Genomic DNA, 25201 nt, shown 5'->3' on the forward strand with positions numbered 1-25201 from the left:
TCCGGGCGACGGTGAGGGCGACGGCGCGCGCGACGGTGCGGGCCGAAATCACGGGCCACATTGCAGCATTGGAATCGCAGGGCGGATAAAGCCAATCCAATTTTGCGGGCCTAATTTGCGGGGCCGGCTTTGCACGTCACATCGCAAGCCACTTCGCGGACCACACCGTACCGACAGATTCGCAAAGCTAAATTCGCAGGGCCAGAACCGCACAGCCAAATTCGCAGGGCCAGAACCGCACAGCCAGACTCGCACGGCCAGAACCGCAGGGCCCGTCAGATCGGCTTGGCTTCGGGGCTGGGCACCCCGGCCAGCACGCCGCGCCGCTTGCGCCCGCTGACCGGTGCGCCGGTCCCGGTCTGGGCATAGACCTGCTTTGACGCCTCGACCACCAGCACCCCGCCCGCCAGCACCGGGATCTTGCGCCCGATCCGTTCCCAGACCGGCCCCGAGCGCAGCCAGAATCGCTTGTGCGAGGGCGGCTGATAGAGCGCCGCCGCGCTGCGTTCGGGCAAAAAGCGATGCCGTTTCAACTGCACTTCCAGCTGACTCGACGAATAGGGCCGCCCGAACCCGAACGGCGTGGCATCGCGCCGCGACCACAGACCGGTGCGGTTCGGCACGACAAAGATCACCCGCCCGCCGGGCCCCAGCACCCGCCAGCATTCATCGAGCAGCGCCGAAGGATGCTCGGACGTTTCCAGCCCGTGCATCACGATCAGCCGGTCGACATGGCCCGTCTGCAACGGCCAGAGCGTTTCTTCGCACAATACCGAATGGTTGGGCCCGCCGGTCGGCCAGGGCATGACGCCTTGCTGGCCCGGCATCAGGCTGATGACCCGGCGCGCATCGGCCAGGTAGGGGCGCAGCAACGGCACCGCGAACCCAAAGCCTGCCACGGTCTGCCCCGTGGCGGCCGTGGGCGCCCACATTTCGGCCACGGCCTCGCGCACCATACGCTGCGCCGCCCGGCCAAGACCGGTGCGATAATAAAAGTTTCTCAGGTCAACAACGTCGAGGTGCATTGCAATCAGGGGTCCGCTCGGGCCACAGTTTCCCTGACCATAGACCAGACGCGGGAAAAGAAAATGCCTCTTGAGATCGTGACCGTCCCCTGCCTGTCGGACAATTATGCCTATCTGGTGAAAGGGCCCGACGGGGTGGCGCTGATTGATGCGCCCGAAGCTGCGCCGATCATCGCCGCGCTCGACGCGCGTGGCTGGCAGCTGGGCGTCATCATGATCACCCACCACCACCACGACCACGTCGGCGGGGTCGACGAATTGCGCGCCCGCTACGGCTGCCCGGTGATGGGCCCCAAGGCCGAGGCCGACAAGCTGCCGAAACTGGACATGGCGCTGGAGCCGGGCTTTGCGGGCGGCACGGGCGATGCGCTGTGCGAGGTGATCGCGGTGCCCGGCCATACGCTGGGCCACATCGCGTTCCATTACCCCAACGCCGGCGCGCTGTTCACCGCCGACAGCCTGATGGCGCTTGGCTGCGGGCGCATCTTTGAAGGCACGCCGGACATGATGTACGATTCCCTGTGCCGTCTGGCTGCCCTGCCCGATGACACCCAGGTCTATTCGGGCCACGAATACACCCTGGGCAACGCGAAATTCGCGCAAACCATTGAACCGGGCAACGCCGCACTTACATCAAGAGCAGACCAGATCTCAGCCACCCGGGCCCAAGGCAAGCCCACGGTCCCGGCCAGCTTGGGTCTGGAAAAAGAAACCAACCCGTTCCTGCGCGCCCATATCCCAGATGTGAAAGCAGCGCTCGGCATGGAGGACGCCGCCGATGTCGACGTCTTTGCCGAGATCCGGCGCCGCAAGGACAAGTTCTGAAGGTCGTGACAATCATCCGGTTCCGCACAAAGTGGCGGGATTCCTGTGCCGCAAAAACGCGCTTTGTCCGAAAAGTGATCGCAAAACGGCAAAAAAACCTTGAAGCCGGACGATTTCAATCGAACTTTAACTATAACAGGCCACGGTCAGAACGGGACCGCGCTGTCCCCCAATGACCTTACTATAAGGAGCGCCGTTCACGTGCCGTCATTTTCGAACTCACTCGAGCAAGCCATTCATTCCGCCTTGGCCCTGGCCAATGCGCGCCGCCATGAACTGGCGACGCTCGAACACCTGCTGCTCGCGCTGATCGACGAAGACGATGCCGCCAAGGTCATGAAGGCGTGCAGCGTCGATGTGGAAGAATTGCGCCAGCAACTGGTCACCTTCATAGACGATGAACTGTCCACCCTGGTCACCAATATCGAAGGCTCGGAAGCAGTGCCGACCGCCGCGTTCCAGCGCGTGATCCAGCGCGCTGCGATCCATGTGCAATCGTCGGGCCGCACCGAAGTCACCGGCGCTAATGTGCTGGTGGCGATCTTTGCCGAACGCGAATCGAATGCCGCCTATTTCCTGCAAGAACAGGACATGACGCGCTATGATGCGGTGAATTTCATCGCCCACGGCGTCGCCAAAGACCCAAGTTTCGGCGAACCGCGCCCGATCACCGGCGCCAGCGACGACGATGAACCATCCATCGACGCAGAAGCGACCAAGAGCGACGACAAGGAAAGCGCCTTGGGCAAATACTGCGTCGATCTGAACGCCAAGGCGCGCGAGGGCGAAGTTGATCCCCTGATCGGGCGCGAAGGCGAAGTCGAGCGCTGCATTCAGGTGCTGTGCCGCCGGCGCAAGAACAACCCGCTGCTGGTGGGCGATCCGGGCGTGGGCAAGACCGCCATCGCGGAAGGTCTGGCCAAAAAGATCGTTGACGGCGAAACCCCCGAGGTTCTGGCCAACGCCACGATCTTTTCCCTGGATATGGCCGCGCTGCTGGCCGGCACCCGCTATCGCGGCGATTTCGAAGAGCGCCTGAAAGCCGTGGTTTCCGAATTGGAAGACCACCCTGACGCGGTGCTGTTCATTGACGAAATCCACACGGTGATCGGCGCCGGCGCCACATCGGGCGGGGCGATGGATGCCAGCAACCTGCTGAAACCCGCGCTGCAGGGCGGCAAACTGCGCTGCATGGGGTCGACCACCTACAAGGAATTCCGCCAGCACTTCGAAAAGGACCGCGCGCTGAGCCGCCGGTTCCAGAAAATCGACGTGAGCGAACCATCGGTCGATGACACGATCAAGATCCTGCAGGGCCTCAAACCCTATTTCGAAGATCACCACGACATTCGCTACACCGCGGATGCGATCAAGACGGCCGTGGAACTGTCGGCCCGCTACATCCATGATCGCAAGCTGCCCGACAAGGCGATCGACGTGATCGACGAAGCCGGCGCGGCGCAGCATCTGGTGGCCGAAAGCAAGCGGCGCAAGACGATCAGCCCCAAGGAAATCGAAGCCGTGGTGGCCAAGATCGCCCGCATCCCGCCCAAGAACGTCACCAAGGACGATGCCGAGGTGCTCAAGGATCTCGAAGCGACGCTCAAGCGCGTGGTCTTCGGGCAGAACGCCGCGATCGAAGCGCTGTCGAGCGCGATCAAACTGGCCCGGGCCGGTCTGCGCGAACCCGAAAAACCCATCGGCAACTACCTGTTCGCAGGGCCGACCGGCGTCGGCAAAACCGAAGTCGCCAAGCAACTGGCTGACAGCCTTGGCGTGGAACTGCTGCGCTTTGACATGTCGGAATACATGGAAAAACACGCGGTCAGCCGCCTGATCGGCGCGCCTCCGGGCTATGTCGGATTTGACCAGGGCGGCATGCTGACCGATGGCGTGGATCAGCACCCGCACTGCGTGCTGCTGCTCGACGAGATCGAAAAAGCCCACCCGGATGTCTACAATATCCTGCTGCAGGTGATGGACCACGGCAAGCTGACCGATCACAACGGGCGCACGGTGGATTTCCGCAACGTGATCCTGATCATGACCTCGAACGCGGGCGCTGCAGAACAGGCCAAGGCCGCCTTCGGGTTCGGCCGCGAGCGGCGCGAAGGCGAAGATACCGCCGCCATCGAACGCACCTTCACGCCCGAATTCCGCAACCGTCTGGACGCGGTGATCAGCTTTGCGCCCCTGCCCAAGGATGTCATCCTGCAGATCGTCGAAAAGTTCGTGCTGCAACTGGAAGCGCAACTGATCGACCGCAACGTTCATATCGACCTGACCAAACGCGCCGCGGAATGGCTGGGCGAAAAGGGCTACGACGACAAGATGGGCGCGCGCCCGCTTGGCCGCGTGATCCAGGAACACATCAAAAAACCGCTGGCCGAAGAACTGCTGTTCGGCAAACTGGCCAAAGGCGGGCTGGTCAAGGTGGGCGTCAAGGATGGCAAGATCGATCTGCGCATCGAAGAGCCGCAAAAAGCGCGCCTGACATCCAAGAAAAAGCCCCCCCTGCTGACCGCCGACTGACCGGCCAGCCACAGGTTACCAGAGCAAAGCAAAGGGCCGCGACCAGCGGCCCTTTTCATTTTGGATACAGCTATTTTTCAGTCAGTTTCAGTTCGATCCGCCGGTTCGCGGCCAGCGCGGCGGGGCTGTCGCCCTTGGCCACCGGCTGGTATTCGCCAAAGCCCGTCGCGGCCAGCCGCTCGGGCGGAAATCCAAGCCCGTCTGTCATATAGCGCACCACCGACAGCGCCCGCGCCTGGCTGAGTTCCCAGTTGTCGGCGTAGCGCCCGCCAAAGATCGGCTGACTGTCGGTATGCCCGTCAACGCGGATGACCCAGTCGATCTGGGGCGGGATGTCATCGGCGATTCCCGACAGGGTGTCAGCCACCTGCGCGATTTGCGCACGCCCGCCCGCGGACAGCTGCGCCGAGCCGGTGGCAAACAGCACCTCGGACGAAAACACGAACCGGTCCCCCACGATCCGCACACCTTCCAGATCGCCAAGGATCTCGCGCATTCTGCCAAAGAATTCAGACCGGTAGTTCGCAAGCGATCTGGCCTCTTCGGCCAGCCGCTGCGCTTCTTTTTCCAGCCGTTCGCGCTCGGCCTCTTCCAGCTGTGCGCGCCGGCGCTGCTCGGACGCGGCGCGCGCCAACGCGGCGTTGAGTTGCCCGGTCAGGGTCTCGATCTGCACTTGCGCGGTCTCATCCTCGGCGGCGCTGGCATCCAGAATGGCCTGAAGGGTCGATAGCTGGCTGCGCAACTCGGCCAATTGTTCGTTCAGCAGCGCCACCTTGCGCTGCGCGTCGGCGGAAATGTCCTTTTGCTCGGCCAGTGCGCTGCGCGCGGCGGCCAAAAGGCCCGCGTTCCGCTCGGCCTCGCTCAGCTCGCTTTGCCTTTCGCGCGCCAACGCGGCGGTTTCGCTGCGCGCGGCGGCCAGAAGGGTCAGGGTTTCTTCGGCCTCTTTGCGCTTTTCTTCCAGCGCAAGGGTCATCGCGGTCAGTTCAGCGTCCGCGTCGGCCAGCCGTTTGCGCAGGGCTTGCGCGGCGGCGGCTTCGGCCAACCGTGCCTCTTCGGCGGCGCTGAGCGCGGCGGTGGTTTCGTCCACCCGCGCGCGCGCGGCCGCCAGTTCTTCGGCGCTCAGCGCGGCCTTGTCCTGCGCCGCGGTGAGCGCGGCCAACAGGTCGGCGGCGCGGCTGCGTTCGCGCTGCAGCGCGGTGCGGGCATCCTCAAGCGCGCTCTGGCGGGTTTCGGCGTCGGATTCCAGTGACGCGATCAACGCCTCCAGCGCCTCGCGCCGGGCCGCGGCCAGACGGGCAGCTTCGGCCTGCGCGTCAATTTCCTGCCGCGCATTGGCGAGCGCAAGGTTCAGCGCCTCTTGTTCGTCGATCAACCGGGTCTGCGCCTGTTCCAGGGCAGCCATTTGCCCCAGGGCGGCGTCGCGCTCGGACAGCAGCGCGGCCACCTGCTCTTCGAAACTGGCGATCCGGTCGCTCTGTTCGCCGATCTGGCTGCGCAGGGTGGCGATCAGCGTGCGCTGGCGGTCGGCCTGCGCCTGCGCCTGCTGCACGTCATCGGTGAGCCGCGACACCTGCTGGCCCAGATCAAAGGCGCGTTGCTGTTCCAGCCCCAGCGCGCGGGCCAGGGCATCAACCTCGCCCGCCAGCGCCTCAAGTTCGCTTTCTTGCCCGGTGATCGTGTCGCGCAGCATGGTCTGCACCACCATGAAAATCGTCAGCACGAACATCAGCACCAGCAAAAGCGCGGTCATCGCATCGACGAAACCGGGCCAGATCGCCCCGGACATGCGTTGCGTGGCGCGGCGGGTCAGGGCCATGTCAGCGCCCCTGCTGGGCGCGGATGGCCTTGGTCAACGCGGCCAGATCGGCCCGCAGTTCGCCCATGGTTTCCTGCCGCCCGGCGGACAGTTCTTCGAGAATGCGCAAGAGCTGCACGTCGATCGAGCGCAGGCGCATCCGGCTTTCCGCATCCACCTGGCCGGCGGCGTCTTCGGCTTGCCGGGTCAGGATCGCGGCCAGTTTTTCCTGCCCGTCGGCGACGCGGTGCATGGCGGCGCTGGCCTGACCATCCGCGTCCAAGCGTTCGGTCAGTTTTTCGATGGTGCCCGCCAGTGCCATCAGACGCGCATCGACACTGGCCTGATCCTGGCGCGCCTCGGAAAACAGGATGCGCATCCGGTCGATCTGGCCGGACATGTGATCGAGCACGGCCGTTGCCGCGCTGGTGTCGCCATCGCTGTCCCCCGCAAACCCGATGCGGGTGATCGAGGACATCCATTCTTCAAGCTCGCGGAAAAAGCGGTTCTGCCCGTGGCTGGCGAAAAGCTCAAGCATCCCCACGACCAGCGATCCGAACAGCCCCAAAAGCGACGAGGAAAACGCCGTGCCCATCCCGCCCAGTTGCGCTTCAAGCCCGCCCATCAGCCGCGAGAACACCTGAACCCCGCCTTCCCCTTCGGTCGGTGCAAGGCTGCGGATGGTGTCGACCATCGCCGGGACCGTCGTGGCCAGGCCAAAGAACGTTCCCAAAAGGCCAAGGAATATCAACAGGTTGACAAGGTAGCGAGTGATGTCGCGTGCTTCATCGATGCGGGTGGCCACGGAATCCAGGATCGAGCGCGCCGAGGTCGACGAGATCTGGCTGTTCGCCTCGCGCCCGCGCATCAGGGCGGCCAGCGGGGCCAGCAGGCGCGGCGCCTTGTCGTTGCCACCCTTGGGCCGGAAGCCGGTAAAGCGTTCAATCCAGTTGACCGAGGCGATCAACTGCACGACCTGCCAGAAACAGGCCAGCACCCCGATCACAAAGACCAGCGCGATGAAGCCGTTGAGATAGGGGTTGGCCAGGAACAGCGGCGCCACGCGCGGCAGCATGACGTACACCCCCAACCCAAGCAGCACCAGCACCAGCACCATCATGACGATCTGGCGCACTGGCTGCGAGAAATGCACCACGACGTCGCTGCGGTGTTGTTCCATGGTGCGGACCCTGCCCCATTGCTTGTCGGTTGTCGGTCAGGCGAAGGATAGGGGTAGAAGTGGCGCCTGCCAACACAAGATGTAGTGTCAGACCCCCGTGATGTCGCGCACCCGCGCGCTCAGCCATGTCAGATCGGGATCGGGCAGGCCCAGTTCGTCCAGATGCCGGGCGGTGTTGGTCAGGTATTCGTGGTTCGCCCCGCGCCCGCCCCGCGCGCGCGCAATGATCTGCGCCTGGCGCTCAAGCGTCAGCGCGCCGCAATACTGCGCGTGATCGCGGTCAACGACATAGGTCAGCGCCTCGACCTGTCGGCCATCGCTCAGCGACAGGATGTGGCGTTCCTCGCGGTAGGCCGAAGACACCAGTTCGCGTTCGCGCAATTCCGCCAAGCCGCCCGCCACATCCCCGCCCATGCGAAACGCCATGCCCATGCAGGCCGCCCCGTCGTCCCGGTCCAGCGCCAACACCAGCCCCGGATCGTCGACGGTGCCGCGATGGTGGATCGACCACATGCAAAAACTGCGCGCAAACCCGCCCAGCCGCGCTATCGCCCGCTCGGCCACGTCAAACCCGGGGTTCCAGATCAGCGAGCCATAGCCGAATACCCAAACCGGATCCATGTTCTGTCCTCTGGTCAGTTGCCTTTTCGCCCTATAGTCATCAGAGCGGAAAATCAAAAGGTGGGTCATGCGCAAAATCGTTTATGTGATCTTGTTGGCCGCGCTCGGATGGGCGGGCTACTGGTTTGTCGGATCGCGTGCCATGGAAGGGGCGCTGCGCACCTGGCTGGCCGATCGCCAACAGGCCGGCTGGGTGGCCGAATATGACCGGCTGAACACCATCGGCTTTCCAAACCGGTTCGACACCACCATCCAGGCGCTGGAACTGGCCGACCCGTCCACCGGCGTGGCCTGGAGCGTGCCGCGCCTTGAAATCCTGCAACTCAGCTACAAACCCAATCACATCATCCTGCGCCTGCCCGGTGAACAGATCGTCGCCTCGCCCTACCAGCGCATCGCGGTGACCAGCAGCGACTTGCGCGGATCGATCGTGTTTGACCCCGACACCGACCTGACGCTGAACCGCGCGACATTCGCCATGGCCGACATGGCGCTGTCATCGACGCTGGGCTGGACCGCGCGGCTGAATTCCGGTCAGCTGGCCACCCGGCAGGCCGGATCGGACCGGGTCCATGACATATATTTCGAAGCCAAGGGCCTGACCCCGTCCGATGGGCTGCGCGATCAGCTGGACCCGACCAATTCCCTGCCCGCCAGCTTTTCGATATTCAAGGCGCAGGCCAAACTGGGCTTTACCGACCCGTGGGACCGCCATGCAATCGAAACCGCCCGCCCCCAGATCGAAACGCTCGATCTGGATCTGGTGCAGGCCAAATGGGGCGATCTGGATCTCAGGATCGCGGGCAATCTGACCGTGGACACCCGCGGCATTCCCACCGGCGATATCACCGTCAAGGCCGCCAACTGGCGTGATATGCTGGCCATCGCCGAAGCATCAGGCGCGGTGCCGGCAGGGTTCGTGCCGACGTTGCGCAAGGCGCTGGAATTCGTGTCGAAACTGTCGGGCGATCCGCGCACGCTGGATGCGCCTTTGACCTTTCGCAACGGGATCATCAGCTTTGGGCCGATCCCGCTGGGACAGGCGCCGCGCCTGATTATTCGGTGAGCCGGCCTTGACCTTCCATTTACTGGAAGGCCTATATCTGACCTGACACAACCCTCAGGTGAGATCATGGCCGCCCAAACCACTGTTTCCTTTGATGTCAACGGAATGACCTGCGCGGGCTGCGCGGGGCGCGTCGAACGCGCGCTGACCGCCCTGCCCGGTGTGGACAACGCGGCGGTGAACCTGGCGCGGGAATCTGTGCAGGTCACCTATGCGCCCGGGGCGCAAGACGCCAAGGGCCTCAGCGACGCCCTGCAGAGCGCCGGCTATCCGGCGCGCCTGGGTGACGTGACGCTGGCGATTTCCGGCATGACCTGCGCGTCCTGCGTGGGCCGGGTCGAAAAAGCGCTGGCCGCGGTGCCGGGCGTTGCGGATGTGTCGGTGAATTTGGCCAGCGAAGAGGCCCACGTACGCATTCTGCAAGGGGCTGTGCGCCCCGAAGATCTGGTACAGGCGTGCAAAGATGCCGGGTACGAGGCCCGCGTGGCCGGGGGCGGCGACGACACGTCGATCACCGAACGCAAACAGGCCGAGGCCGCCGTGTTACGGCGCAATCTGCTGGTGGCGGCCGTGTTGGCCCTGCCGGTTTTCGTGGTGGAAATGGGCGGACATCTGATCCCCGCGATGCATCACTGGATCGCCGGTACGGTGGGGGTCCAGACCAGTTGGATCGTCCAGTTCGTGTTGGCCACGGCGGTCCTGGCCGGGCCGGGGCGGGTCTTTTACACCAAGGGCATACCGGCCCTGCTGCGCGGTGGGCCTGATATGAACAGCCTTGTCGCGCTTGGCACCCTGGCCGCCTGGGGCTATTCGACGATTGCCACCTTCCTGCCCGCCGCCCTGCCCCAAGACGCGCGCGCGGTCTACTACGAAGCCGCGGTGGTCATCGTGGTGCTGGTGCTGCTGGGCCGCTACCTGGAAGCGCGCGCCAAGGGCCGCGCCAGCGCCGCCATCGCGCGGCTGGCGGGCCTGACTCCGGCGCGCGCGGTGGTGCTGCGCGACGGCGCGCCGGTTGACATCGCGGCCGGCGATCTGGCTGTCGGCGACATTGCCCTGGTGCGCGCCGGTGCCCGTTTGCCCGCCGACGGCCAGGTCGTGGACGGCCAGAGCCACGTTGACGAAAGCATGATCACCGGCGAACCCTTGCCCGTCTTGCGCGCGCCCGGCGACAGCGTGACGGGCGGAACGGTCAACGGGGCGGGCACGCTGCAGGTGCGCATCACGCAGGTTGGACGCGACACGGTTCTGGCCCAGATTCAGCGCATGGTGTCCGAGGCGCAGGCGGGCAAACTGCCGATCCAGTCATTGGTCGACAAGGTAACGCTGTGGTTCGTACCGGCCGTTCTGGGCGTCGCGGCTGTGACGGTTCTGGCGTGGCTGGCGTTGGCCCCGTCCCCGGCGCTGACCAAGGCACTGGTGGCCGGCGTGTCGGTGCTGATCATCGCCTGTCCTTGCGCGATGGGCCTGGCCACGCCGACCTCGATCATGGTGGGCACCGGGCGCGCCGCGGAAATGGGGGTTCTGTTTCGCAAGGGCGATGCCCTGCAAGCGCTCAGCGGTGTGGACGTGGTTGCACTGGACAAGACCGGCACCCTGACCGAAGGCCGCCCCGCCGTGACCCATATCGAACTGGCCAACGGCATCGATCACGACACGGCCCTGGCCGCAGTGGCCGCCCTGGAAACGGCCAGCGATCACCCGTTGGCGCGCGCCATCATCGGCGCTGCCGACGGGCTGGCCCTGCCCGACGCGCGCGAGGTTACCGCCCATGGCGGACGTGGCCTGTCGGGCACGGTGGGCGGGCAACGGGTGCTGGTCGGATCGGCCCGGTTCCTGGCCGACGAAGGCATTGACGCATCGACGCTGGCGCAGGCGTTGCAGCAGCACGTGGCATCCGGGGCGACCCCGGTGCTCGCTGCGATCGACAGGCAGGCGGTCATGGCGCTTGCGATCAGCGATCCACTGCGCGCCAGCACGCGCGATGCGATTGCCGCTCTGCATGACCTAGGGGTGCGCGTGGCGGTCATTTCGGGCGATGCGCGCGGCGCCGTCGACGCGGTCGCCCACGATCTGGGCATCGACTACGCGGTGGCCGAAGTGCTGCCGGGCGGCAAGGTCGACGCGCTTGATGACCTGCGGGCAGACGGCGCCAAGCTGGCCTTTGTGGGCGATGGAATCAACGATGCGCCCGCGCTGGCGGCGGCGGATGTGGGGCTGGCCATGGGCTCGGGGACGGATGTGGCGATCGAAGCGGCGGATGTGGTGCTGGTGGGGGGCGATTTGCGCGGGGCGGTGCGCGCCATCGACATGTCGCGCCGCACCATGCGCAATATCCGCCAGAACCTGTTTTGGGCCTTTTGCTATAACGTGTTGCTGATCCCGGTCGCGGCGGGCGTCTTTTACCCCGCGTTTGGCTGGCAACTATCGCCCATGCTGGGGGCCGGGGCCATGGCCGCATCCAGCGTGCTGGTGGTATCGAACGCGCTGCGCCTGCGTCTGGTGCGCCCGGTCCTGAGCGGCGCGCAAAGGGGCACGCCATGAACATCGGAGACGTGGCCAAACGCACCGGCGTGCCTGCGAAAACCATCCGCTATTACGAAGACATCGGCCTGATCACCCCGGCGCGCGGCGACAATGGCTACCGCCGCTTTGGCAATGCGGACCTGCATCGCCTTGCCTTTCTGGGCCGCGCACGGGGGCTTGGATTTTCCATCGAAGACTGCCGCGCGCTGCTGGCGCTGTACAACGATCAAGACCGGGCTAGCGCCGACGTCAAGGTAATCGCGCAAGGCCACCTGGCCCGGATCGAAGCCAAGATCGCCGAACTTCAGGCCATGCACGAAACGCTGGGCGAACTGGTGCGGTGCTGCTCGGGCGATGACCGGCCCGATTGCCCGATCCTGTCGGATCTGGGCGCCGGGCTGACCCGTGGCTAGGGCGATCCCGACGCCCGCGAAGGCGCGGACTCCGGCGCGGGTCTGCGTGCCCGCGCGGGGGTATTCGATCAGCGCAGGTGTTTCGCGCGCCAAATATTGTCGCCGTGCACGTTGCGCATAGCGCCAAGCCGGATGTCAGAACGGAACGCACAGGGGGTGAACAGGCGAATACTGGCGCGAACTGGCGCGCCTGAAATAATTCCCGCGCGCCCCGGACTTTCGTTGCGCCCGCTAGGCGCCTGATCCGCAAGCAAAAGCGTTACCCATCCCCAGAGCGCCTTGGCCGCGCCTGTGGATAAGTGGGTATCTTCGCTGTTGACCGGGCGGTGCGACTCGGCTCTTGATGCAGGTCATGACGCGAAATCGTTACATAAGACCGCCAGGGCTGCGAAGCCCCTGATCGATGTCGGCTGCCTTGGCGCAGCCATCAGCAACCCACTGAAAACATTTCCGATTTATCCGGTTCTGTTCGCTTGCACAGAAAGCCGCCATGACACGTGTTCCTATCCTGCCGATCCCGAAGAACTACAAGACCCAAGACGAATTGGTCGACCATTTCGTGGGCCATATCCTGACCCTGCGCGCGGATCGCCGCGCGGCTTTTGAACAGGGCCAAGGCGACATCGCCAAACCCGAAAAAGCGATGAGCGACGACGAAAAGATCGCCCGCGGCCTGATCTGTGACCGCGACATCCACCGCGCCAAACGGCGGGCCCAACGGATGTCCCGGCACTTTGACGAAGCCCTGGGAATGCGCCATCTGCACGCAACCGAGCGCGCGCGCCTTGTGGCGCTTGGGCCATCGGTCGCGGCGGTGACCATTGAGTCCGAGCACCGCGCAGACGAAATGGCCGCGCAGCTGGAAGCGGAAATGCCCTGGATGCGGGCGGCCAACGAAAAGGTCTGGCAGGACATGCGCCTTGCGGCCAGGCGCGATGGCGTCTTTACCGTTGCGCCGCTGCTTGTGGACGGGCCGCCGGGTGTCGGCAAATCCACCTGGGCGCGCCGGGTGGCCCAGTTGGTCGGCGCGCCTTCGGTGCTGCTGGATGCGACCAAGGGCGGCGCGGGGATGGAGTTGGCCGGGCTGGAACGGGGCTATTCGTCATCACAGCCGGGCCGCCCGGTCGAAGCGATTCTGACCCACAAGGTCGCCAACCCGGTCGTTGTCGTGGACGAGATCTGCAAGGCCAGCACCCGGTTCAGATCGAAGAGTGAAACCCCTTTCGCCGATACGCTTTTGTCGATGATCGAACCGGCGACATCCAGGAAATGGGACTGCGTCTATTTCAGGGTGCCGTTCGATATGTCGCATGTGTCGTGGATCATGACATCGAACAATCGCCTTGGGATTCCGGCAGTGCTGCGCAGTCGTCTGACGATTGTCGAAGTGGCCTCGCCCGGATTGGCGCATCTGGCCGAATTCGTCACGCTTGAAGGTCGCAAGCGCGACCTGAGCCAGCCGGCCATTGATGCGGTCATAGACGCGCTGCAGCGGGTGGATATATCAGGGCTGTCGCTGCGCAGCGTATCACGCATGTTGCGGCTGGCCGAAGTGATCGAAACACGCCCGATGGTGCACTGATCTGGCCGCCCTTTTGATTGGGGTCCGACCGAGCATTAAAAAACGCGCCAAGGATCACCATGGCGCGTTCTTTTGTGGGGCCTGTTGTGGGCCCTGTTGGGGGGCCTGAGACTTAGGCGAAATCAACCTGTCCTAGCATCGGCAACTCGGTCACACGCGCGCCGCCAGCACGCGCGATGGCGTTTGCCAAGGCCGGGCCCGAGGGCGGCGTGCCGGGTTCGCCCACGCCGGTCGGCGCCTCCATCGACTGGATCACAGCGACTTCGATCGCGCCGATATCGGACATGCGCAAAGGCTCGTAATCGGGGAAGTTGGACTGATCCACCTCGCCTTTGGTCAAGGTGATTTCGTTGCGCATCACGGCGCCGATCCCAAAGCCGATCCCGCCTTCGATCTGGGCACGGATCACATCCGGGTTCACCGGAACGCCGCAATCGACAGCCGCCCAGACCTTTTCGATCTTGACCGGATCGTCGCCGCCGCCCGACACCTCGGCCACTTCGGCAACAAAGGACCCGAAGGAATGATGCACCGCAAGGCCGCGTGCGCGCCCGTCGGGTGCCGGAGCGGACCAGTTGGCCAGGTCAGCAACCTGGTTGAGCACACCGATCATGCGGGTCTGGGCCGGGGTATCGCCCGGCAGCATGGACAGGCGCAGCGCCAGCGGGTCGGCATCGGTTTCCTGCGCCACCAGGTCCAACATGCTTTCCATGACATAAGCGGTATGCGTGTGCCCGACTGAACGCCACCACAAAACGCTTGTCGCCTTGGCATGGTCGGTCAGGCCCACGGCCATGCCCGGAACCGCATAAGGGGTGTCCGCCACACCTTCGACCGACGAATGATCGACACCGTCAATCACGGACATCTGCTCCATCGAGGTGCCTTTCATGATCGACTGGCCCGCGATGCGGTGGTCCCAGCCAATGATCGCGCCGTTGTCGTCCAGACCGACACGCACGCGATGCGCGAAGGCGGGGCGATAGTAGCCGCCCTTGATGTCGTCCTCTCGGGTCCAGACCAGCTTGACGGGGCGCGAGCGGTCGGTCATCGCGAAGGCCATCGCACATTCAAGGTTGTAATCGGCCGTGGGATTGGCGCGCCGGCCAAACGATCCGCCCGCCAGAAGCGTGTTGACCTGAACCTTTTCCATCGGCAACTGCAGCACCTGGCTGACGGTCATGTGGCTGAATGTGGGGAATTGCGCCCCATCATGCAGCACCACACCGCCATCGTCCGTCGGCGCGATGGTGCAGGTCAAGGGTTCCATCGGGGCGTGCGCGAGCAGCGGGAAATAGAACGTCTTGTCGATCACCTTTGCCGCCCCATCGACGGCATCGGCGGTGGCGGATTGATCGCCCCACTTCTGATAGGTGCTGGGGCCATTGACGCCGGCGATCAGCTCGGCCTTGATTTCGTCGGACGAACGCATTTCGGCGGCCGAATTGTCCCATTCCACTGTCAGCGCGTCGCGCGCGCTGATCGCGGCCCAGGTCGAGTCGGCATAGACCGCAACGCCGGACGCATCCGGCAGGGTCTGTGCCATGACGAACCCGGGCTTGCCTTGCGCGCCGCTGGCGTCAAAGCTGGCGACCTTGGCCCCGCGCCGCGGCGCATGTGCAATGACCACCACCAGTTGGTTGTCCAACTGCAGATCCATCGCGAACGTGGCGCTGCCGTTTATCTTGACCGGGGTATCCTTGCGTTTGACCGCGCCTTCCTTGCCGATCAGACGCCATTCGTCCGGCGTGCGCAGGCGTGGCTGCTCGGGGGCGTCCAGCGCGGCGGCTGCTGCGACAAAATCTGCCAGCGGCGCGGATTTTCCGCCGCCGGTGATCTGGCCGTCAACGATGTCGAGCGTGCTGGCCTGTACACCCCATTCGCCGGCCGCCGCTGCGATCAGCATGTCGCGCGCGGCTGCCCCTGCGGTGCGGTATTGCATAAAGCTGTTGGCCATCGCGGTCGAGCCGCCGGTGCCCTGGATACCGCCGAACAGCGTGTTGCCATAGACCTGCGGGTTGGACGGGGCGAATTCATAATCGATCTGGTCCATCGTCACGCCAAGTTCTTCGGCGATCAGCGTCGTCAGACCGGTCGCGGGGCCCTGCCCCTTTTCGAAATGCTTGACGATTGCGGTCACGCGGCCGTCCGAGCCGATGCGCACAAACGGGTTCAGATCGGACGCGTCAGAACTGGCCGCCAAAGCGCCATCGGCACGTGCGCCAACATAGAGAACGGCAGCCGTCGCAGCCGCCCCTTTCAGGAAGCCCCGGCGAGAGGTATTCACATTCATCGGATCAAGCCTCCAGAATTTCGGCGGCGCGCTGAACGCCGGCACGGATACGTTGATAGGTGGCACAACGGCAGGCGTTGCCCCACATGTAGGCATCGATTTCTTCGGCGTTGGGCTTGGCGTTTTCGTTCAAAAGACCGACGGCAGACATGATCTGACCCGATTGGCAATATCCGCATTGCACCACATCCAGTTCGGCCCAGGCCTGCTGCACCGCAGCCCCGACGCGGTCTTGCTCCATCGCTTCGATGGTGCGGATATCGACCCCGTCGACATCTTCGATATTGGTCTGACAGGACCGGACCGGCTGGCCGTCGACATGCACCGTACAGGCCCCGCAGGACGCAACCCCGCAGCCGAATTTGGTGCCGGTCATCTTCAATTCATCCCGGATGACCCAAAGCAAGGGTGTGCCGTCTTCGGCATCGACTGTTGTCGTTGTGCCGTTGATGTTCAGTTCGCGTTTCATGTTCTTCTCCCTAATCGTGCCCAGACCTATTCGTGCCAAGACCCTAATCGTGCCAAGACAATGGCACAGCATTCTTTGTCAGAGCAGCCTTTCGGTTTGCACTGAAATCAATATACGCAGTCCCTTAGCCAACGTCGCTTGGGAATCGCGCCAATAAACCAACAAAAAGCGCCAGCGGCGACGACGCTTGCGCCGCGACTTTGACCCACCTGTGCCGCTGACATGCCGGTTGCAGCTACCTGTCTGTCCGCTGACATCTAGCGCATCGCATCTGTCTTGCCACAGCGTGGATCGCGAATATGTGGGTGATGAAAACGGGTTCCCCGGGTTCCCGGCCATCAGCGTCTGGCCAGTGATCGAAGGGGCGGGATCGATGGTGTGGGATCGATGGTGTGGGATCGATGGGGCCGGAACGTGATCCGCCAATCGCGAGGATCAGTTGATTTCCGCCACCCTGGCCTGCGAAGGGGTCATGCCCGTCCATTCATGGAACGCGCGGTAGAAAGAATTGGGATCCTGGTAGGCCAGAAGAAAACTGGTCTCTTCTGCGCTCAGCTTTTGGTCGCGCAGATAGGTCATCGCCAGGGACGCCCGGGTGGCATCCAGCAGCGCCTGGAAACTGGTGTTTTCGTCCTTCAGCTTGCGTTGCAGACTGCGCTTGCTCAGGTTCAACCGGGCGCTGACCGTGTCGATTGAAACTTGCCCCGATGGCAAAAGGTCCGCCAGAACCCGGCGCACCCGACCGCTGAGCGCGGCATCATCCCCATGCCCGGACAGCCGCGCCAAAAGTTCCTTTTCGATCAGGTTGTAAAATTCGGTGTCTGCCGAAATCAGCGGGCGCTTTGCGTCGGCCATCGTGAAGGACAGCGCGATGTGATCGCCGTGTGTTACCGGTGCGCCGACATAGTCGCGAAACGCGTCGGTGACCCAATCCAGGTTCGGCAGTGTGATGGCGTGCGGCAAGACATGATGGGCGGTAAAAGCCCGTGCAAAATCAAGGAAAAAGATGATCTCGGTTGCGGCCATGACGGCCGGCGTCGCCTGTCCATCGGCCCCCGAGAACCGGACGTTCAGGTGCTGGTCGGTCTGTGTGATGTCAAGATTGATCGGCGCCACCAGCGGCTTGAACACGGCCAGGCGGCGCAGGCCCGTGGCAATATCGGGGCTGGACGAAAAGGCAAGTAGCGCGGGTTGAAATGGCCCACGCGACGCACCCCGCCCAAGGGTAAGCGGCAAATCGGGATCGCCGCTTTCTTCTGCAAACGCCGTCCACAGCCGGAAATACGCGGCCGCGTCCACGCCCTTGCCTTCATTTTCCAGGCAGTCAGATGCCAACGCCGCGCGGGCCAGCACACGGGGGACGGAAATGCCCATGATATTGCAGGTCTGTCGGACGACTGCAGCGATCTTGTAGTGGCGCACGGTGGACATAGGGTTCGCTCCGGTTCTGGGGCAACATGTCAGAAAGTCAGCGGACCCGCATCTCTGATCAGCGCTCGTTCCCCAGATTGTGATGCTCTTGGGGTCTTTAGCAAATAAGCAAACATGCCCTGTCGTCAAGCTGTGAAAAGGGGGGGGGTATGGCATGCCAGCCCCTTACGGCAAATGTTGATATCGCTTGCCCGAAAAGGCGGGCCACACTTCTATGCCGCGCCGAAACCACTTCCCTCTTGGAGAGGATGACTACATCTTCCTCAGCAAGGGAGTGCAAATATGGCAAATTTACGTCCGGTAGAGTTCAAACTGGTGGAGAAACTCACTGAGATGGAAAGCGGGTACGTGCTCGACTTTTCAAATCAAACATTCGCGGAGTTCTTTTCGGACGAAGCAGGGATCGACATTTATGATGACGCATTCAGTGAATACGGCGGCTCGAAAGGAAAGCGGCTACGAGCCTTTTTGAGGAGGGCCCAGCCCCTTGCAGTCGCGCGCATTCTCACTTCTCTCTGGGAATACCGAGAAATACGCCGGCTTGAGAGAGGTGAGCCCGAGACCATTCAGAACTGTCGCGCTCGGTTGTCTGCTATCGTGGAAAGATTGGGGGGCGATCCACTCCCTGCCCACGACATATCCCAGGTCGATACGGCCCGCCCTGTTTCGGCTCCGTCGTCAATACGGAAAGGTCCATCTGTCGTTGACCGTCAAGCATTACAGGACGAATTTCAGGCGATGTTTGACATGGCACCACATCCGCGAGGCTATGCTTTCGAGAAATTCTTGAAGAAGTTGTTTGATGCGTGGGGCCTCGATTCCAGAGGTGGGTTTCGAAATTCCGGCGAGCAGATCGATGGCTCCTTTGTTCACGACCAAAATACATACCTGCTTGAAGCGAAGTGGCACAATGAGAAAACGAATGCGAACACACTCCATGCTTTTCAGGGCAAGGTCGAAGAACGGCCGAAATGGGCCAGAGGTCTGCTTATCAGTTATAAGGGTTTCAGCAGTGACGCCTTCGACGCGTTCACCTCTCGCCAAATAATCCTGATGGATGGAATGGATATCATGGATACCCTCGGTCGAGAGCTTCATCTGGATGAGGTGATCCGTGCCAAGCTCCGCCACTCAGTGGAGCGCAAGGAGCCGTTTGCTCGAACACGAACCCTGTTTTCTTGATTACATAAAGTCCCGCTCGAGATGGCCGGACGCGCCGCGAAGCGAACATTGGATCGGAACTTGTGGAAGTAGGCATCCAAACTGCGCAGCGTTGCGCGGCGGATACGCGCGCGTTCGGGGCATTCGCCCGCTTGGCGATGCGTGATGCCCGTTGATTTCCACCCGGCGTCCCATTTTTCGCGCCAAGGACTGTCGACGCGGAGCGGTCGCAGCCTATCTACCGATCAACAGTTCGACGGCTTGCCACCAAGACCTTGCCACCAAGACAAAGGACCACGCGCGTGAAAAACTACGTCAGGGACGGCGCCGCATTTGCGGGGTTGGCGTCAGCGGATGCCGCCAATTTGGCCAGTTTGCAGTCGGGAAATGCCCACCAAACGTGGCACGCCAAAATCGCGCGATACCCATCAATCGCAGGGCAATGCCCAAACCGCTGTACGACAAGGAAATGACCGATGAACCTGAACGCAGACTTCGACAAACGTGTCCTTGTGCGCTCTGACGACTTAGCGTGGCAAGCGTCACCGATGAATGGCGTCGAGCGCCGCATGTTGGACCGTATCGGCGGCGAAGTGGCCCGCGCCACAACCATCGTCCGCTATGCACCCGGCAGCAAGTTTTCGGCCCACACCCACACCGGCGGCGAAGAATTCATCGTGCTGGACGGCGTGTTCCAGGATGAACATGGCGACTACCCGGCGGGCACCTACGTGCGAAACCCGCCAACGACACAGCACACACCGGGGTCGGATCAGGGCTGCACCATCTTCGTCAAGCTCTGGCAATTCGACCCGGACGATCGCAACCAGTTCCGCAAAAACATGGCCGATGAACTGGGAGCATTTTCCGATGGCGTGGCCACTGCCCTTTTGCACCAAGACGATCGTGAGGTGGTCAGCTACAGCCACATTGACCCGAGCGCGACCCTGACATCCCAAGCCCCGGGCGGCATCGAGATGCTGGTCCTTGACGGCAGCGTCACGCTGCCAGCGCAACATCTGGGCAAAAACGACTGGCTGCGCTTGCCCGATGGGGATCCCCTGTCGGCCACAGGCGGCCCCGATGGCGCCAGGGTCTGGATCAAATCCGGCCACCTGCCCTTTGCCAAAGCCCCCGAGGTGCCCTCCGATGCAACGTGACAGACCGCTGGCACTGGTTGCGGGTGCGGGGGCGGGCCTTGGCCAGTCGCTTGTCGAACGGTTTGAGGCGGGCGGCATGACAGCCGTCGGTCTGGGCCGCACCCGGCCAGACAAGACCGCGGGGCTGTTCCATCAGATCGATCTGGCGGACCCCGAACAGGTCTCGCCCCTGCTGGCGGACCTGATTGCCGCCCACGGGGCCCCCGAAATCGTGGTGCACAATACGGCCGAGCTGGTGATTGCGCCGTTCGCTGAAACCTCGCTTGCGGAGTATCAACGCACTTGGACATCCATGGTGCAAACTCTGGTCATCTTGGGCCAGACTGTGCTGCCGGCAATGGTTCAGTCCGGCGGCGGGGCGCTTATCGTGTCCGGCGCGACGGCATCGCTGCGGGGGGGTGCGACGTTTTCGGCCTTTGCGTCGGCAAAATTCGCGCTGCGCGGGCTGACCCAATCGCTTGCGCGCGAATTCCAGCCACAGGGCATCCATGTGGCCCATGTGATCCTTGACGGGATCATCGAAACGGCCCGCTCGAAGACCCTGCACAGCCTTGATCCGGCGAAAATGATGACGCCCGCCGACATCGCCGAGACGTATTGGCAACTGGCCCATCAGCCCAGTTCCACCTGGACGCAGGAACTGGATCTACGCCCGCCGAGCGAAGGGTTCTGATGGATGCAGACCGATACACTGATCATCGGTGGCGGGCTTGCCGGGCTTTTCCTTGCGGCCCGTCTCAGCGCGCTTGGGCACGATTTCCTGCTCGCCGAGGCGCGCCCCCGCCTTGGCGGGCGCATTGCGACGCTGCACCAGGATGGCGGCGCGTTTGACATGGGGCCTGCTTGGTTCTGGCCCGGCCAACCGCGCATCGCACAGCTGATCACCCAGTTGGGGCTAAGCCGTTTCGATCAATATGCCCATGGCGACCTGATCTACGAGGACGACCAAGGGCAGCCCATCCGCGGTCAGGGCTTTGCGTCGATGCAAGGGTCATATCGTCTGACCGGCGGGCTGGGGCAACTGATCACCGGCCTGTCGGATCAGATCGACGCGGGCCGCGTGCACCTTGGTACACCCATCACCGGCCTTGCCCGGCACACTGACGCCATCACCGCGACCGTGCAAACCGGCCAGACAATCGCGGCCCGCCGCGCCGTGCTGGCCATCCCCCCGCGCCTGGCCTCTGACATCGTTTTTGATCCCGACCTGCCCGGCCCGGCCCATGCGGCCATGAAAGCCACCGCCACATGGATGGCCGGCCACGCCAAGGCGGTTGCCATCTATGATCGCGCGTTTTGGCGCGAAGCGGGCCTGTCCGGCGATGCGATGAGCCGCTTTGGACCATTGTCGGAAATACACGATGCCTCGCCTGCGCAGGGCGGCCCCTACGCGCTGTTCGGGTTTCTCGGCGTGCCGCCTCAGGCCAGGGCGGACGAGCAAGCGCTGAAACAGCACATTCTCGCGCAGCTCACCCGGATCTTTGGCCCCGATGCGGCCAGTCCTGTCACCCTGGCGGTGAAAGATTGGGCCTTTGATCGGTTCACCGCAAACGGGTTGGACCAGCAACCCCTTTTTGCCCACCCTGACTATGGTCTGCCCGCCGCGCTGAGCGGCTTGTGGAACGGCAAGCTGATCTTTGGCGGGACCGAGGTCGCGCCGGAATTCGGCGGCTATCTTGAGGGGGCATTGGAAGCCGCTGAAAACGCGCTGAGCCAATTGAAAAGCGGCTTGTCCGATTGAAGCAAGTCAGGTGATTTGCGGTCCATGGCGCGGCTTGCCTGGGCCATATTTTCGAAGTTCGCTTTGGTGGGCGTCACCTTTGCGCGGCGGGCGACAAACAGGTTCAGACGGGACAACCGTATCAGCCGGCGAATTGATGTCCCAAACTTCCGCAGCCCCCTGCATAAAGCGCATGGCGCAATGGCCGCGTTGCGTATTGGGTAAGACATAGATCGCCGCGCGAAACCGTTGATCGGATTTATCTATCCGCCACAGCTATTGATTTCGCGAACTGCGACCTTGGGCGGCGCGCCGACATTGCCTGCACTTGCGGGGCCATGCGTGGCAACGCGAAACTGGCCGGTCATTGGGAAATCATCATAGTGGCCACCCGGCGCGTTGCCGGGTGGCCGTTTGGTCTCAGGACGCTTGCGCCTTGCGCGGCCTTGCCACGTAGATCACGCCTTCAATGACCGCCAAAACGATCAAGGTCAGGCCGACCAGCGGAAAGAATATCCCCGCAGCAATGGCAATAAGCAGCAGCGTGCGCGGGATACGCCAATCGGTTGGGTATTGCGGTGTGCCGATCGCGCCGGCGGGGCGGCGTTTCCACCACATTGCCCCAGCGGCGACGGACATGACCACCATGGCCACGCAGACCAAGAGCAAGACGATCTGGTTTACCAGCCCCCATGCCTGCCCCATGTGGATCGAAATGCCCCATTCCGCAGCCCAGCCAAGCGCGCCCAAATCATTCAACCCGGCATCATAGAGAACTTCGCCGGTGTATAGATCCAGGTGGAGCACCCGCTCTTGCGTAGCGTCATCGGGATAGACCGACGCAGAGAACACGCCTGTTTCACCCGATGGCATGTTCAGCGCATAGCCCGGCGCAATGCCCAGCCCTTCGACCGTGGCAACAATTTGATCCAGCCCGGCAGGAACGCCCGAAGAGGCGCCCGAAACGGGCATGGGCTGCTGCTCCATGATCCAGGGCGTACGATCCAGCGCCTGTGCACTCGGCACAGTGGATTGCGGCGTGTTCGACCAATAGCCATCCGGCATTCCCAGCCCCAGCGCATAGGCCCCGTCATAGAAATACCCGCCCCAGACCGAAGACCACGGCAAACCGGTCATCGCGAGAAACACGATAAACACAGCCGAATAGATGCCCGTCACCGCGTGCAGGTCGCGCCACCACGGGCGGCCCTTGGTGGCTTTGATCGTGGCCGTGCCGACCTTTTTGCCCCGCGGCCACCACAGGTAGATGCCCGTCGCGGTCAGCAACACCATCCAGCCTGCAACAGCCTCGATGATCCGGTTGCCGATCTTTCATGCGCCCGCGCCGAATACCAGCCGTCAGAACCTCGAGCTGCGGCTTGGCTACCGCATCCAGGAACTGGCCCTCGGCGGCATTGGCCGCGACACCCGGCGGACGCTGGATGCACTGGCGACGGAGGTGGCGTCCGGCGAATCCGGTCAGGTGATGACCGACCCACGACGGCCTTTGCCGGGCACCAAGCTGGTCCGGGAATGGAACGGTGTCGAGCACACCGTCACAGTTTTGGCGAAGGGCTTCGAGTGGCAAGGTCGTCGGTACAAATCGCTTTCTGGCGCGGCGCGGGCCATCACCGGCGCGAATTGGAATGGCTGGAAATTCTTCGGCTTCACCCCACGCCCGAGGATCAGCAAATGACACGCCAACCACAGTCACAACCGCCCCGCCGCCTGCGCTGCGCCATCTACACCCGCAAGTCGAGCGAGGAAGGGCTCGACATGGAGTTCAACAGCCTCGACGCCCAACGAGAGGCGTGTGAGGCCTATATCGCCAGCCAAAAGGCCGAGGGTTGGGTCTGCCTGCGTGATAAATACGATGACGGCGGCTTCTCCGGCGGCACGCTGGAACGTCCCGCGCTTAAGGATCTGATCGCCGACATCGAGGACGGGCTGATCGACATCGTCGTCGTCTACAAAATCGACCGCCTCAGCCGCGCGCTGATGGATTTCTCAAAGCTGGTCGAGATCTTCGACAAGCACGGCGTCACCTTTGTGTCCGTCACGCAGTCCTTTAACACCACCACATCCATGGGACGGCTCACACTGAACATCCTGCTTAGCTTTGCCCAATTCGAACGCGAGGTCATCGGCGAGCGGATCCGCGACAAGGTCGCGGCTTCGCGCAAGAAGGGGATCTGGATGGGCGGGCCGGTGCCGCTCGGCTACACCGTGAAGGACCGCAAGCTGATCGTGGATCCGGACGAGGCCGAGGCGGTGCGGACGATCTTCACGCTCTACGCGCGGTCCAGTTCCACGGCGCAGGTGGTCCGCGAGTTGGACGCGCGCGCAATCCTCACCAAGACCGGCAGGCCCTACGACAAGACCTCGCTGCTCAAGACCCTGCACAACAAGGTCTATCGCGGCCTCGCCGTGCACAAGGGCACCGCCTATCCCGGCGAGCACGACGCAATCATCGACGAGACGCTTTGGGACGAGGTGCATGAGGTGATCGCGAACAACCGGTATTTTAGGAAGGCTGCGGCCCAAGAGCCTTCACCGGCGCTGCTGCGCGGGCTGATCTTCACCGAGACCGGCGTGGCGATGACCCCGCACCACACCAAGAAGGGCACGCGGCGCTATCGCTACTACGTCTCGATGGACGTGATCAAGAAACGCCCCAAGGCCGAGCTACGCGGCCCGCAGCGGTTGCCGGGTGGTATGGTCGAAGATGCCGTGGTCGGCGAAGTCCGCCGCCTGCTGCAAACGCCGGAGGTCGCCGCGCGGGTGTCGCGGACCCTGCGCAAGGACCGGCCAGACCTTGGCGAGGCGGACATCAGCGCATCGCTCTCCCAGTTTGACGAGATGTGGAACGCGCTGATCCCGGCCGAACAGGCGCGCGTGGTCCGGCTCTTGGTGGCGCGGGTCACCGCCAGCGAGGCCGGATTGGCGGTCGACCTCCGACATGAGGGCTTGGGCGCGATTGCAGCACTCATGGCCCCGTCCAATCCGGAGGTGGCGTGATGGCAGAGCCCGAGACCCTCCGCGTCCACATCCCACTCACCCTGCGCAATCGAGGCGGCCGCCCCCGCATCCTGCCGCCAAAAGAGATCGAGGTCGCCATGGATCGCGGCCAGGATGCCCGCCTTCTGCGCGCCATCGGTCGCGCATGGGACTGGCGGTACAGGCTGGAGCAAGGTGATGTGAACACCATTGCTGATCTTGCCAGAGCGGAAGGTATCTCCGACCGTTATGTCAGCCGCGTGATCCGGCTGGCATGGCTCTCGCCCTCCGTTCTGGAGCGACTGGTCCTTCGGCGCGAGCCCACTGTGCTGTCGATCTTTGATCTTTGCGGCGTGGCGGAACTGCCATGGGTCGAGCAGCCGGAAAGGGTGTTCGACTGATGGCCAC

21 protein-coding genes are annotated in these 25201 nt (G+C 63.5%); 13 read left to right on the forward strand and 8 right to left on the reverse strand.

Annotated features, from left to right (window positions below):
- Window positions 1-275: 275 nt before the first annotated feature.
- Window positions 276-1025: a class I SAM-dependent methyltransferase gene (locus ACP2AV_RS04930; RefSeq protein WP_426371569.1), complete on the reverse strand. Its 750-nt coding sequence runs from the start codon at window positions 1023-1025 to the stop codon at window positions 276-278.
- A 63-nt stretch (window positions 1026-1088) separates the two neighbouring features.
- On the opposite strand from ACP2AV_RS04930, the gene gloB reads away from it, so the two are divergent.
- Window positions 1089-1850: a hydroxyacylglutathione hydrolase gene (gene gloB, locus ACP2AV_RS04935; RefSeq protein WP_426371570.1), complete on the forward strand. Its 762-nt coding sequence runs from the start codon at window positions 1089-1091 to the stop codon at window positions 1848-1850.
- Between the two features lie 201 nt (window positions 1851-2051).
- Window positions 2052-4382, forward strand: a complete 2331-nt coding sequence (clpA, locus tag ACP2AV_RS04940; protein WP_426371571.1) for an ATP-dependent Clp protease ATP-binding subunit ClpA — start codon at window positions 2052-2054, stop codon at window positions 4380-4382.
- Window positions 4383-4452: 70 nt separating this feature from the next.
- Here clpA and ACP2AV_RS04945 read toward each other — a convergent pair whose 3' ends face one another.
- The 3 genes from ACP2AV_RS04945 to ACP2AV_RS04955 form a co-directional block, all read right to left on the reverse strand.
- Window positions 4453-6198, reverse strand: a complete 1746-nt coding sequence (locus ACP2AV_RS04945) for a peptidoglycan -binding protein (RefSeq protein ID WP_426371572.1) — start codon at window positions 6196-6198, stop codon at window positions 4453-4455.
- Between the two features lies 1 nt (window position 6199).
- Window positions 6200-7357: a biopolymer transporter ExbB gene (locus tag ACP2AV_RS04950; RefSeq protein ID WP_426371573.1), complete on the reverse strand. Its 1158-nt coding sequence runs from the start codon at window positions 7355-7357 to the stop codon at window positions 6200-6202.
- An 87-nt stretch (window positions 7358-7444) separates the two neighbouring features.
- A complete protein-coding gene (locus tag ACP2AV_RS04955; RefSeq protein ID WP_426371574.1) occupies window positions 7445-7978 on the reverse strand; it encodes a gamma-glutamylcyclotransferase in 534 nt (177 codons plus the stop codon).
- Window positions 7979-8045: 67 nt separating this feature from the next.
- On the opposite strand from ACP2AV_RS04955, the gene ACP2AV_RS04960 reads away from it, so the two are divergent.
- From ACP2AV_RS04960 to ACP2AV_RS04975, 4 genes are all read left to right on the forward strand, one after another.
- Entirely contained in the window at window positions 8046-9044 is a 999-nt protein-coding gene (locus ACP2AV_RS04960; RefSeq protein ID WP_426371575.1) for a DUF2125 domain-containing protein, read from the forward strand.
- 66 nt (window positions 9045-9110) lie between these two features.
- Window positions 9111-11585, forward strand: coding sequence for a heavy metal translocating P-type ATPase (locus tag ACP2AV_RS04965; protein ID WP_426371576.1), 2475 nt, complete (start codon window positions 9111-9113; stop codon window positions 11583-11585).
- Window positions 11582-11980, forward strand: coding sequence for a Cu(I)-responsive transcriptional regulator (gene cueR / locus ACP2AV_RS04970; protein WP_426371577.1), 399 nt, complete (start codon window positions 11582-11584; stop codon window positions 11978-11980). The genes ACP2AV_RS04965 and cueR overlap by 4 nt, the downstream gene beginning before the upstream one ends.
- A 490-nt stretch (window positions 11981-12470) precedes the next feature.
- Entirely contained in the window at window positions 12471-13562 is a 1092-nt protein-coding gene (locus ACP2AV_RS04975; RefSeq protein ID WP_426371578.1) for an AAA family ATPase, read from the forward strand.
- 112 nt (window positions 13563-13674) lie between these two features.
- On the opposite strand, the gene ACP2AV_RS04980 is transcribed toward ACP2AV_RS04975, so the two are convergent.
- The 3 genes from ACP2AV_RS04980 to ACP2AV_RS04990 all read right to left on the reverse strand — a co-directional run bounded on the left by ACP2AV_RS04980 (window position 13675) and on the right by ACP2AV_RS04990 (window position 17755).
- Window positions 13675-15855: a molybdopterin cofactor-binding domain-containing protein gene (locus ACP2AV_RS04980; RefSeq protein ID WP_426371579.1), complete on the reverse strand. Its 2181-nt coding sequence runs from the start codon at window positions 15853-15855 to the stop codon at window positions 13675-13677.
- A gap of 4 nt (window positions 15856-15859) precedes the next feature.
- Entirely contained in the window at window positions 15860-16324 is a 465-nt protein-coding gene (locus ACP2AV_RS04985; RefSeq protein ID WP_426371580.1) for a (2Fe-2S)-binding protein, read from the reverse strand.
- A 435-nt stretch (window positions 16325-16759) separates the two neighbouring features.
- Window positions 16760-17755, reverse strand: a complete 996-nt coding sequence (locus ACP2AV_RS04990) for a helix-turn-helix domain-containing protein (protein ID WP_426371581.1) — start codon at window positions 17753-17755, stop codon at window positions 16760-16762.
- A 282-nt stretch (window positions 17756-18037) separates the two neighbouring features.
- Between ACP2AV_RS04990 and ACP2AV_RS04995 the strand changes: the two genes are divergently transcribed.
- The 4 genes from ACP2AV_RS04995 to ACP2AV_RS05010 all read left to right on the forward strand — a co-directional run bounded on the left by ACP2AV_RS04995 (window position 18038) and on the right by ACP2AV_RS05010 (window position 21817).
- Window positions 18038-18937 (forward strand): restriction endonuclease, encoded by a 900-nt coding sequence (locus ACP2AV_RS04995; RefSeq protein ID WP_426371582.1) that lies wholly within the window; start codon window positions 18038-18040, stop codon window positions 18935-18937.
- Between the two features lie 455 nt (window positions 18938-19392).
- Window positions 19393-20076: a cupin domain-containing protein gene (locus ACP2AV_RS05000; RefSeq protein WP_426371583.1), complete on the forward strand. Its 684-nt coding sequence runs from the start codon at window positions 19393-19395 to the stop codon at window positions 20074-20076.
- Window positions 20066-20749, forward strand: a complete 684-nt coding sequence (locus ACP2AV_RS05005; protein WP_426371584.1) for an SDR family NAD(P)-dependent oxidoreductase — start codon at window positions 20066-20068, stop codon at window positions 20747-20749. The genes ACP2AV_RS05000 and ACP2AV_RS05005 overlap by 11 nt, the downstream gene beginning before the upstream one ends.
- Window positions 20750-20752: 3 nt before the next feature.
- Window positions 20753-21817: a flavin monoamine oxidase family protein gene (locus tag ACP2AV_RS05010; RefSeq protein ID WP_426371585.1), complete on the forward strand. Its 1065-nt coding sequence runs from the start codon at window positions 20753-20755 to the stop codon at window positions 21815-21817.
- Between the two features lie 399 nt (window positions 21818-22216).
- Here ACP2AV_RS05010 and ACP2AV_RS05015 read toward each other — a convergent pair whose 3' ends face one another.
- On the reverse strand, window positions 22217-23089 hold the full coding sequence (locus tag ACP2AV_RS05015; protein WP_426371586.1) for a PepSY-associated TM helix domain-containing protein: 873 nt from the start codon (window positions 23087-23089) through the stop codon (window positions 22217-22219).
- Between ACP2AV_RS05015 and ACP2AV_RS05020 the strand changes: the two genes are divergently transcribed.
- Genes ACP2AV_RS05020 through ACP2AV_RS05030 form a run of 3 tightly spaced genes read left to right on the forward strand, consistent with a single transcriptional unit; the run spans window position 23064 to window position 25194 of the window.
- Window positions 23064-23492, forward strand: coding sequence for a DUF2924 domain-containing protein (locus tag ACP2AV_RS05020; protein WP_426371587.1), 429 nt, complete (start codon window positions 23064-23066; stop codon window positions 23490-23492). The genes ACP2AV_RS05015 and ACP2AV_RS05020 overlap by 26 nt on opposite strands.
- Window positions 23489-24814 (forward strand): recombinase family protein, encoded by a 1326-nt coding sequence (locus ACP2AV_RS05025; RefSeq protein WP_426371588.1) that lies wholly within the window; start codon window positions 23489-23491, stop codon window positions 24812-24814. Before ACP2AV_RS05020 ends, ACP2AV_RS05025 begins: the two co-directional genes overlap by 4 nt.
- Complete coding sequence (locus ACP2AV_RS05030) at window positions 24814-25194, forward strand: hypothetical protein (RefSeq protein ID WP_426371589.1); 381 nt, start codon at window positions 24814-24816, stop codon at window positions 25192-25194. Before ACP2AV_RS05025 ends, ACP2AV_RS05030 begins: the two co-directional genes overlap by 1 nt.
- The last annotated feature ends 7 nt before the right edge of the window (window positions 25195-25201 follow it).

This window comes from Aliiroseovarius sp. PTFE2010 (assembly GCF_049943335.1).
In the GTDB taxonomy this organism is placed as follows: domain Bacteria; phylum Pseudomonadota; class Alphaproteobacteria; order Rhodobacterales; family Rhodobacteraceae; genus JBNFVY01.

Excerpts from the sequence above, each read along its gene's own strand:
- ACP2AV_RS04930 (WP_426371569.1), bottom strand. The coding sequence starts at position 1,025 with ATGCACCTCGACGTTGTTGACCTGAGAAACTTTTATTATCGCACCGGT.
- ACP2AV_RS04975 (WP_426371578.1), top strand. The coding sequence starts at position 12,471 with ATGACACGTGTTCCTATCCTGCCGATCCCGAAGAACTACAAGACCCAA.
- ACP2AV_RS04950 (WP_426371573.1), bottom strand. The coding sequence starts at position 7,357 with ATGGAACAACACCGCAGCGACGTCGTGGTGCATTTCTCGCAGCCAGTG.
- ACP2AV_RS05015 (WP_426371586.1), bottom strand. The coding sequence starts at position 23,089 with ATGGTGTTGCTGACCGCGACGGGCATCTACCTGTGGTGGCCGCGGGGC.
- ACP2AV_RS05025 (WP_426371588.1), top strand. The coding sequence starts at position 23,489 with ATGACACGCCAACCACAGTCACAACCGCCCCGCCGCCTGCGCTGCGCC.
- ACP2AV_RS05005 (WP_426371584.1), top strand. The coding sequence starts at position 20,066 with ATGCAACGTGACAGACCGCTGGCACTGGTTGCGGGTGCGGGGGCGGGC.
- ACP2AV_RS04990 (WP_426371581.1), bottom strand. The coding sequence starts at position 17,755 with ATGTCCACCGTGCGCCACTACAAGATCGCTGCAGTCGTCCGACAGACC.
- ACP2AV_RS04960 (WP_426371575.1), top strand. The coding sequence starts at position 8,046 with ATGCGCAAAATCGTTTATGTGATCTTGTTGGCCGCGCTCGGATGGGCG.
- ACP2AV_RS04965 (WP_426371576.1), top strand. The coding sequence starts at position 9,111 with ATGGCCGCCCAAACCACTGTTTCCTTTGATGTCAACGGAATGACCTGC.
- ACP2AV_RS04955 (WP_426371574.1), bottom strand. The coding sequence starts at position 7,978 with ATGGATCCGGTTTGGGTATTCGGCTATGGCTCGCTGATCTGGAACCCC.
- ACP2AV_RS05010 (WP_426371585.1), top strand. The coding sequence starts at position 20,753 with ATGCAGACCGATACACTGATCATCGGTGGCGGGCTTGCCGGGCTTTTC.
- gloB (WP_426371570.1), top strand. The coding sequence starts at position 1,089 with ATGCCTCTTGAGATCGTGACCGTCCCCTGCCTGTCGGACAATTATGCC.
- ACP2AV_RS04985 (WP_426371580.1), bottom strand. The coding sequence starts at position 16,324 with ATGAAACGCGAACTGAACATCAACGGCACAACGACAACAGTCGATGCC.
- ACP2AV_RS05000 (WP_426371583.1), top strand. The coding sequence starts at position 19,393 with ATGAACCTGAACGCAGACTTCGACAAACGTGTCCTTGTGCGCTCTGAC.
- ACP2AV_RS04995 (WP_426371582.1), top strand. The coding sequence starts at position 18,038 with ATGGCAAATTTACGTCCGGTAGAGTTCAAACTGGTGGAGAAACTCACT.
- ACP2AV_RS04945 (WP_426371572.1), bottom strand. The coding sequence starts at position 6,198 with ATGGCCCTGACCCGCCGCGCCACGCAACGCATGTCCGGGGCGATCTGG.
- ACP2AV_RS04980 (WP_426371579.1), bottom strand. The coding sequence starts at position 15,855 with ATGAATGTGAATACCTCTCGCCGGGGCTTCCTGAAAGGGGCGGCTGCG.
- ACP2AV_RS05030 (WP_426371589.1), top strand. The coding sequence starts at position 24,814 with ATGGCAGAGCCCGAGACCCTCCGCGTCCACATCCCACTCACCCTGCGC.
- cueR (WP_426371577.1), top strand. The coding sequence starts at position 11,582 with ATGAACATCGGAGACGTGGCCAAACGCACCGGCGTGCCTGCGAAAACC.
- ACP2AV_RS05020 (WP_426371587.1), top strand. The coding sequence starts at position 23,064 with ATGCCCGTCGCGGTCAGCAACACCATCCAGCCTGCAACAGCCTCGATG.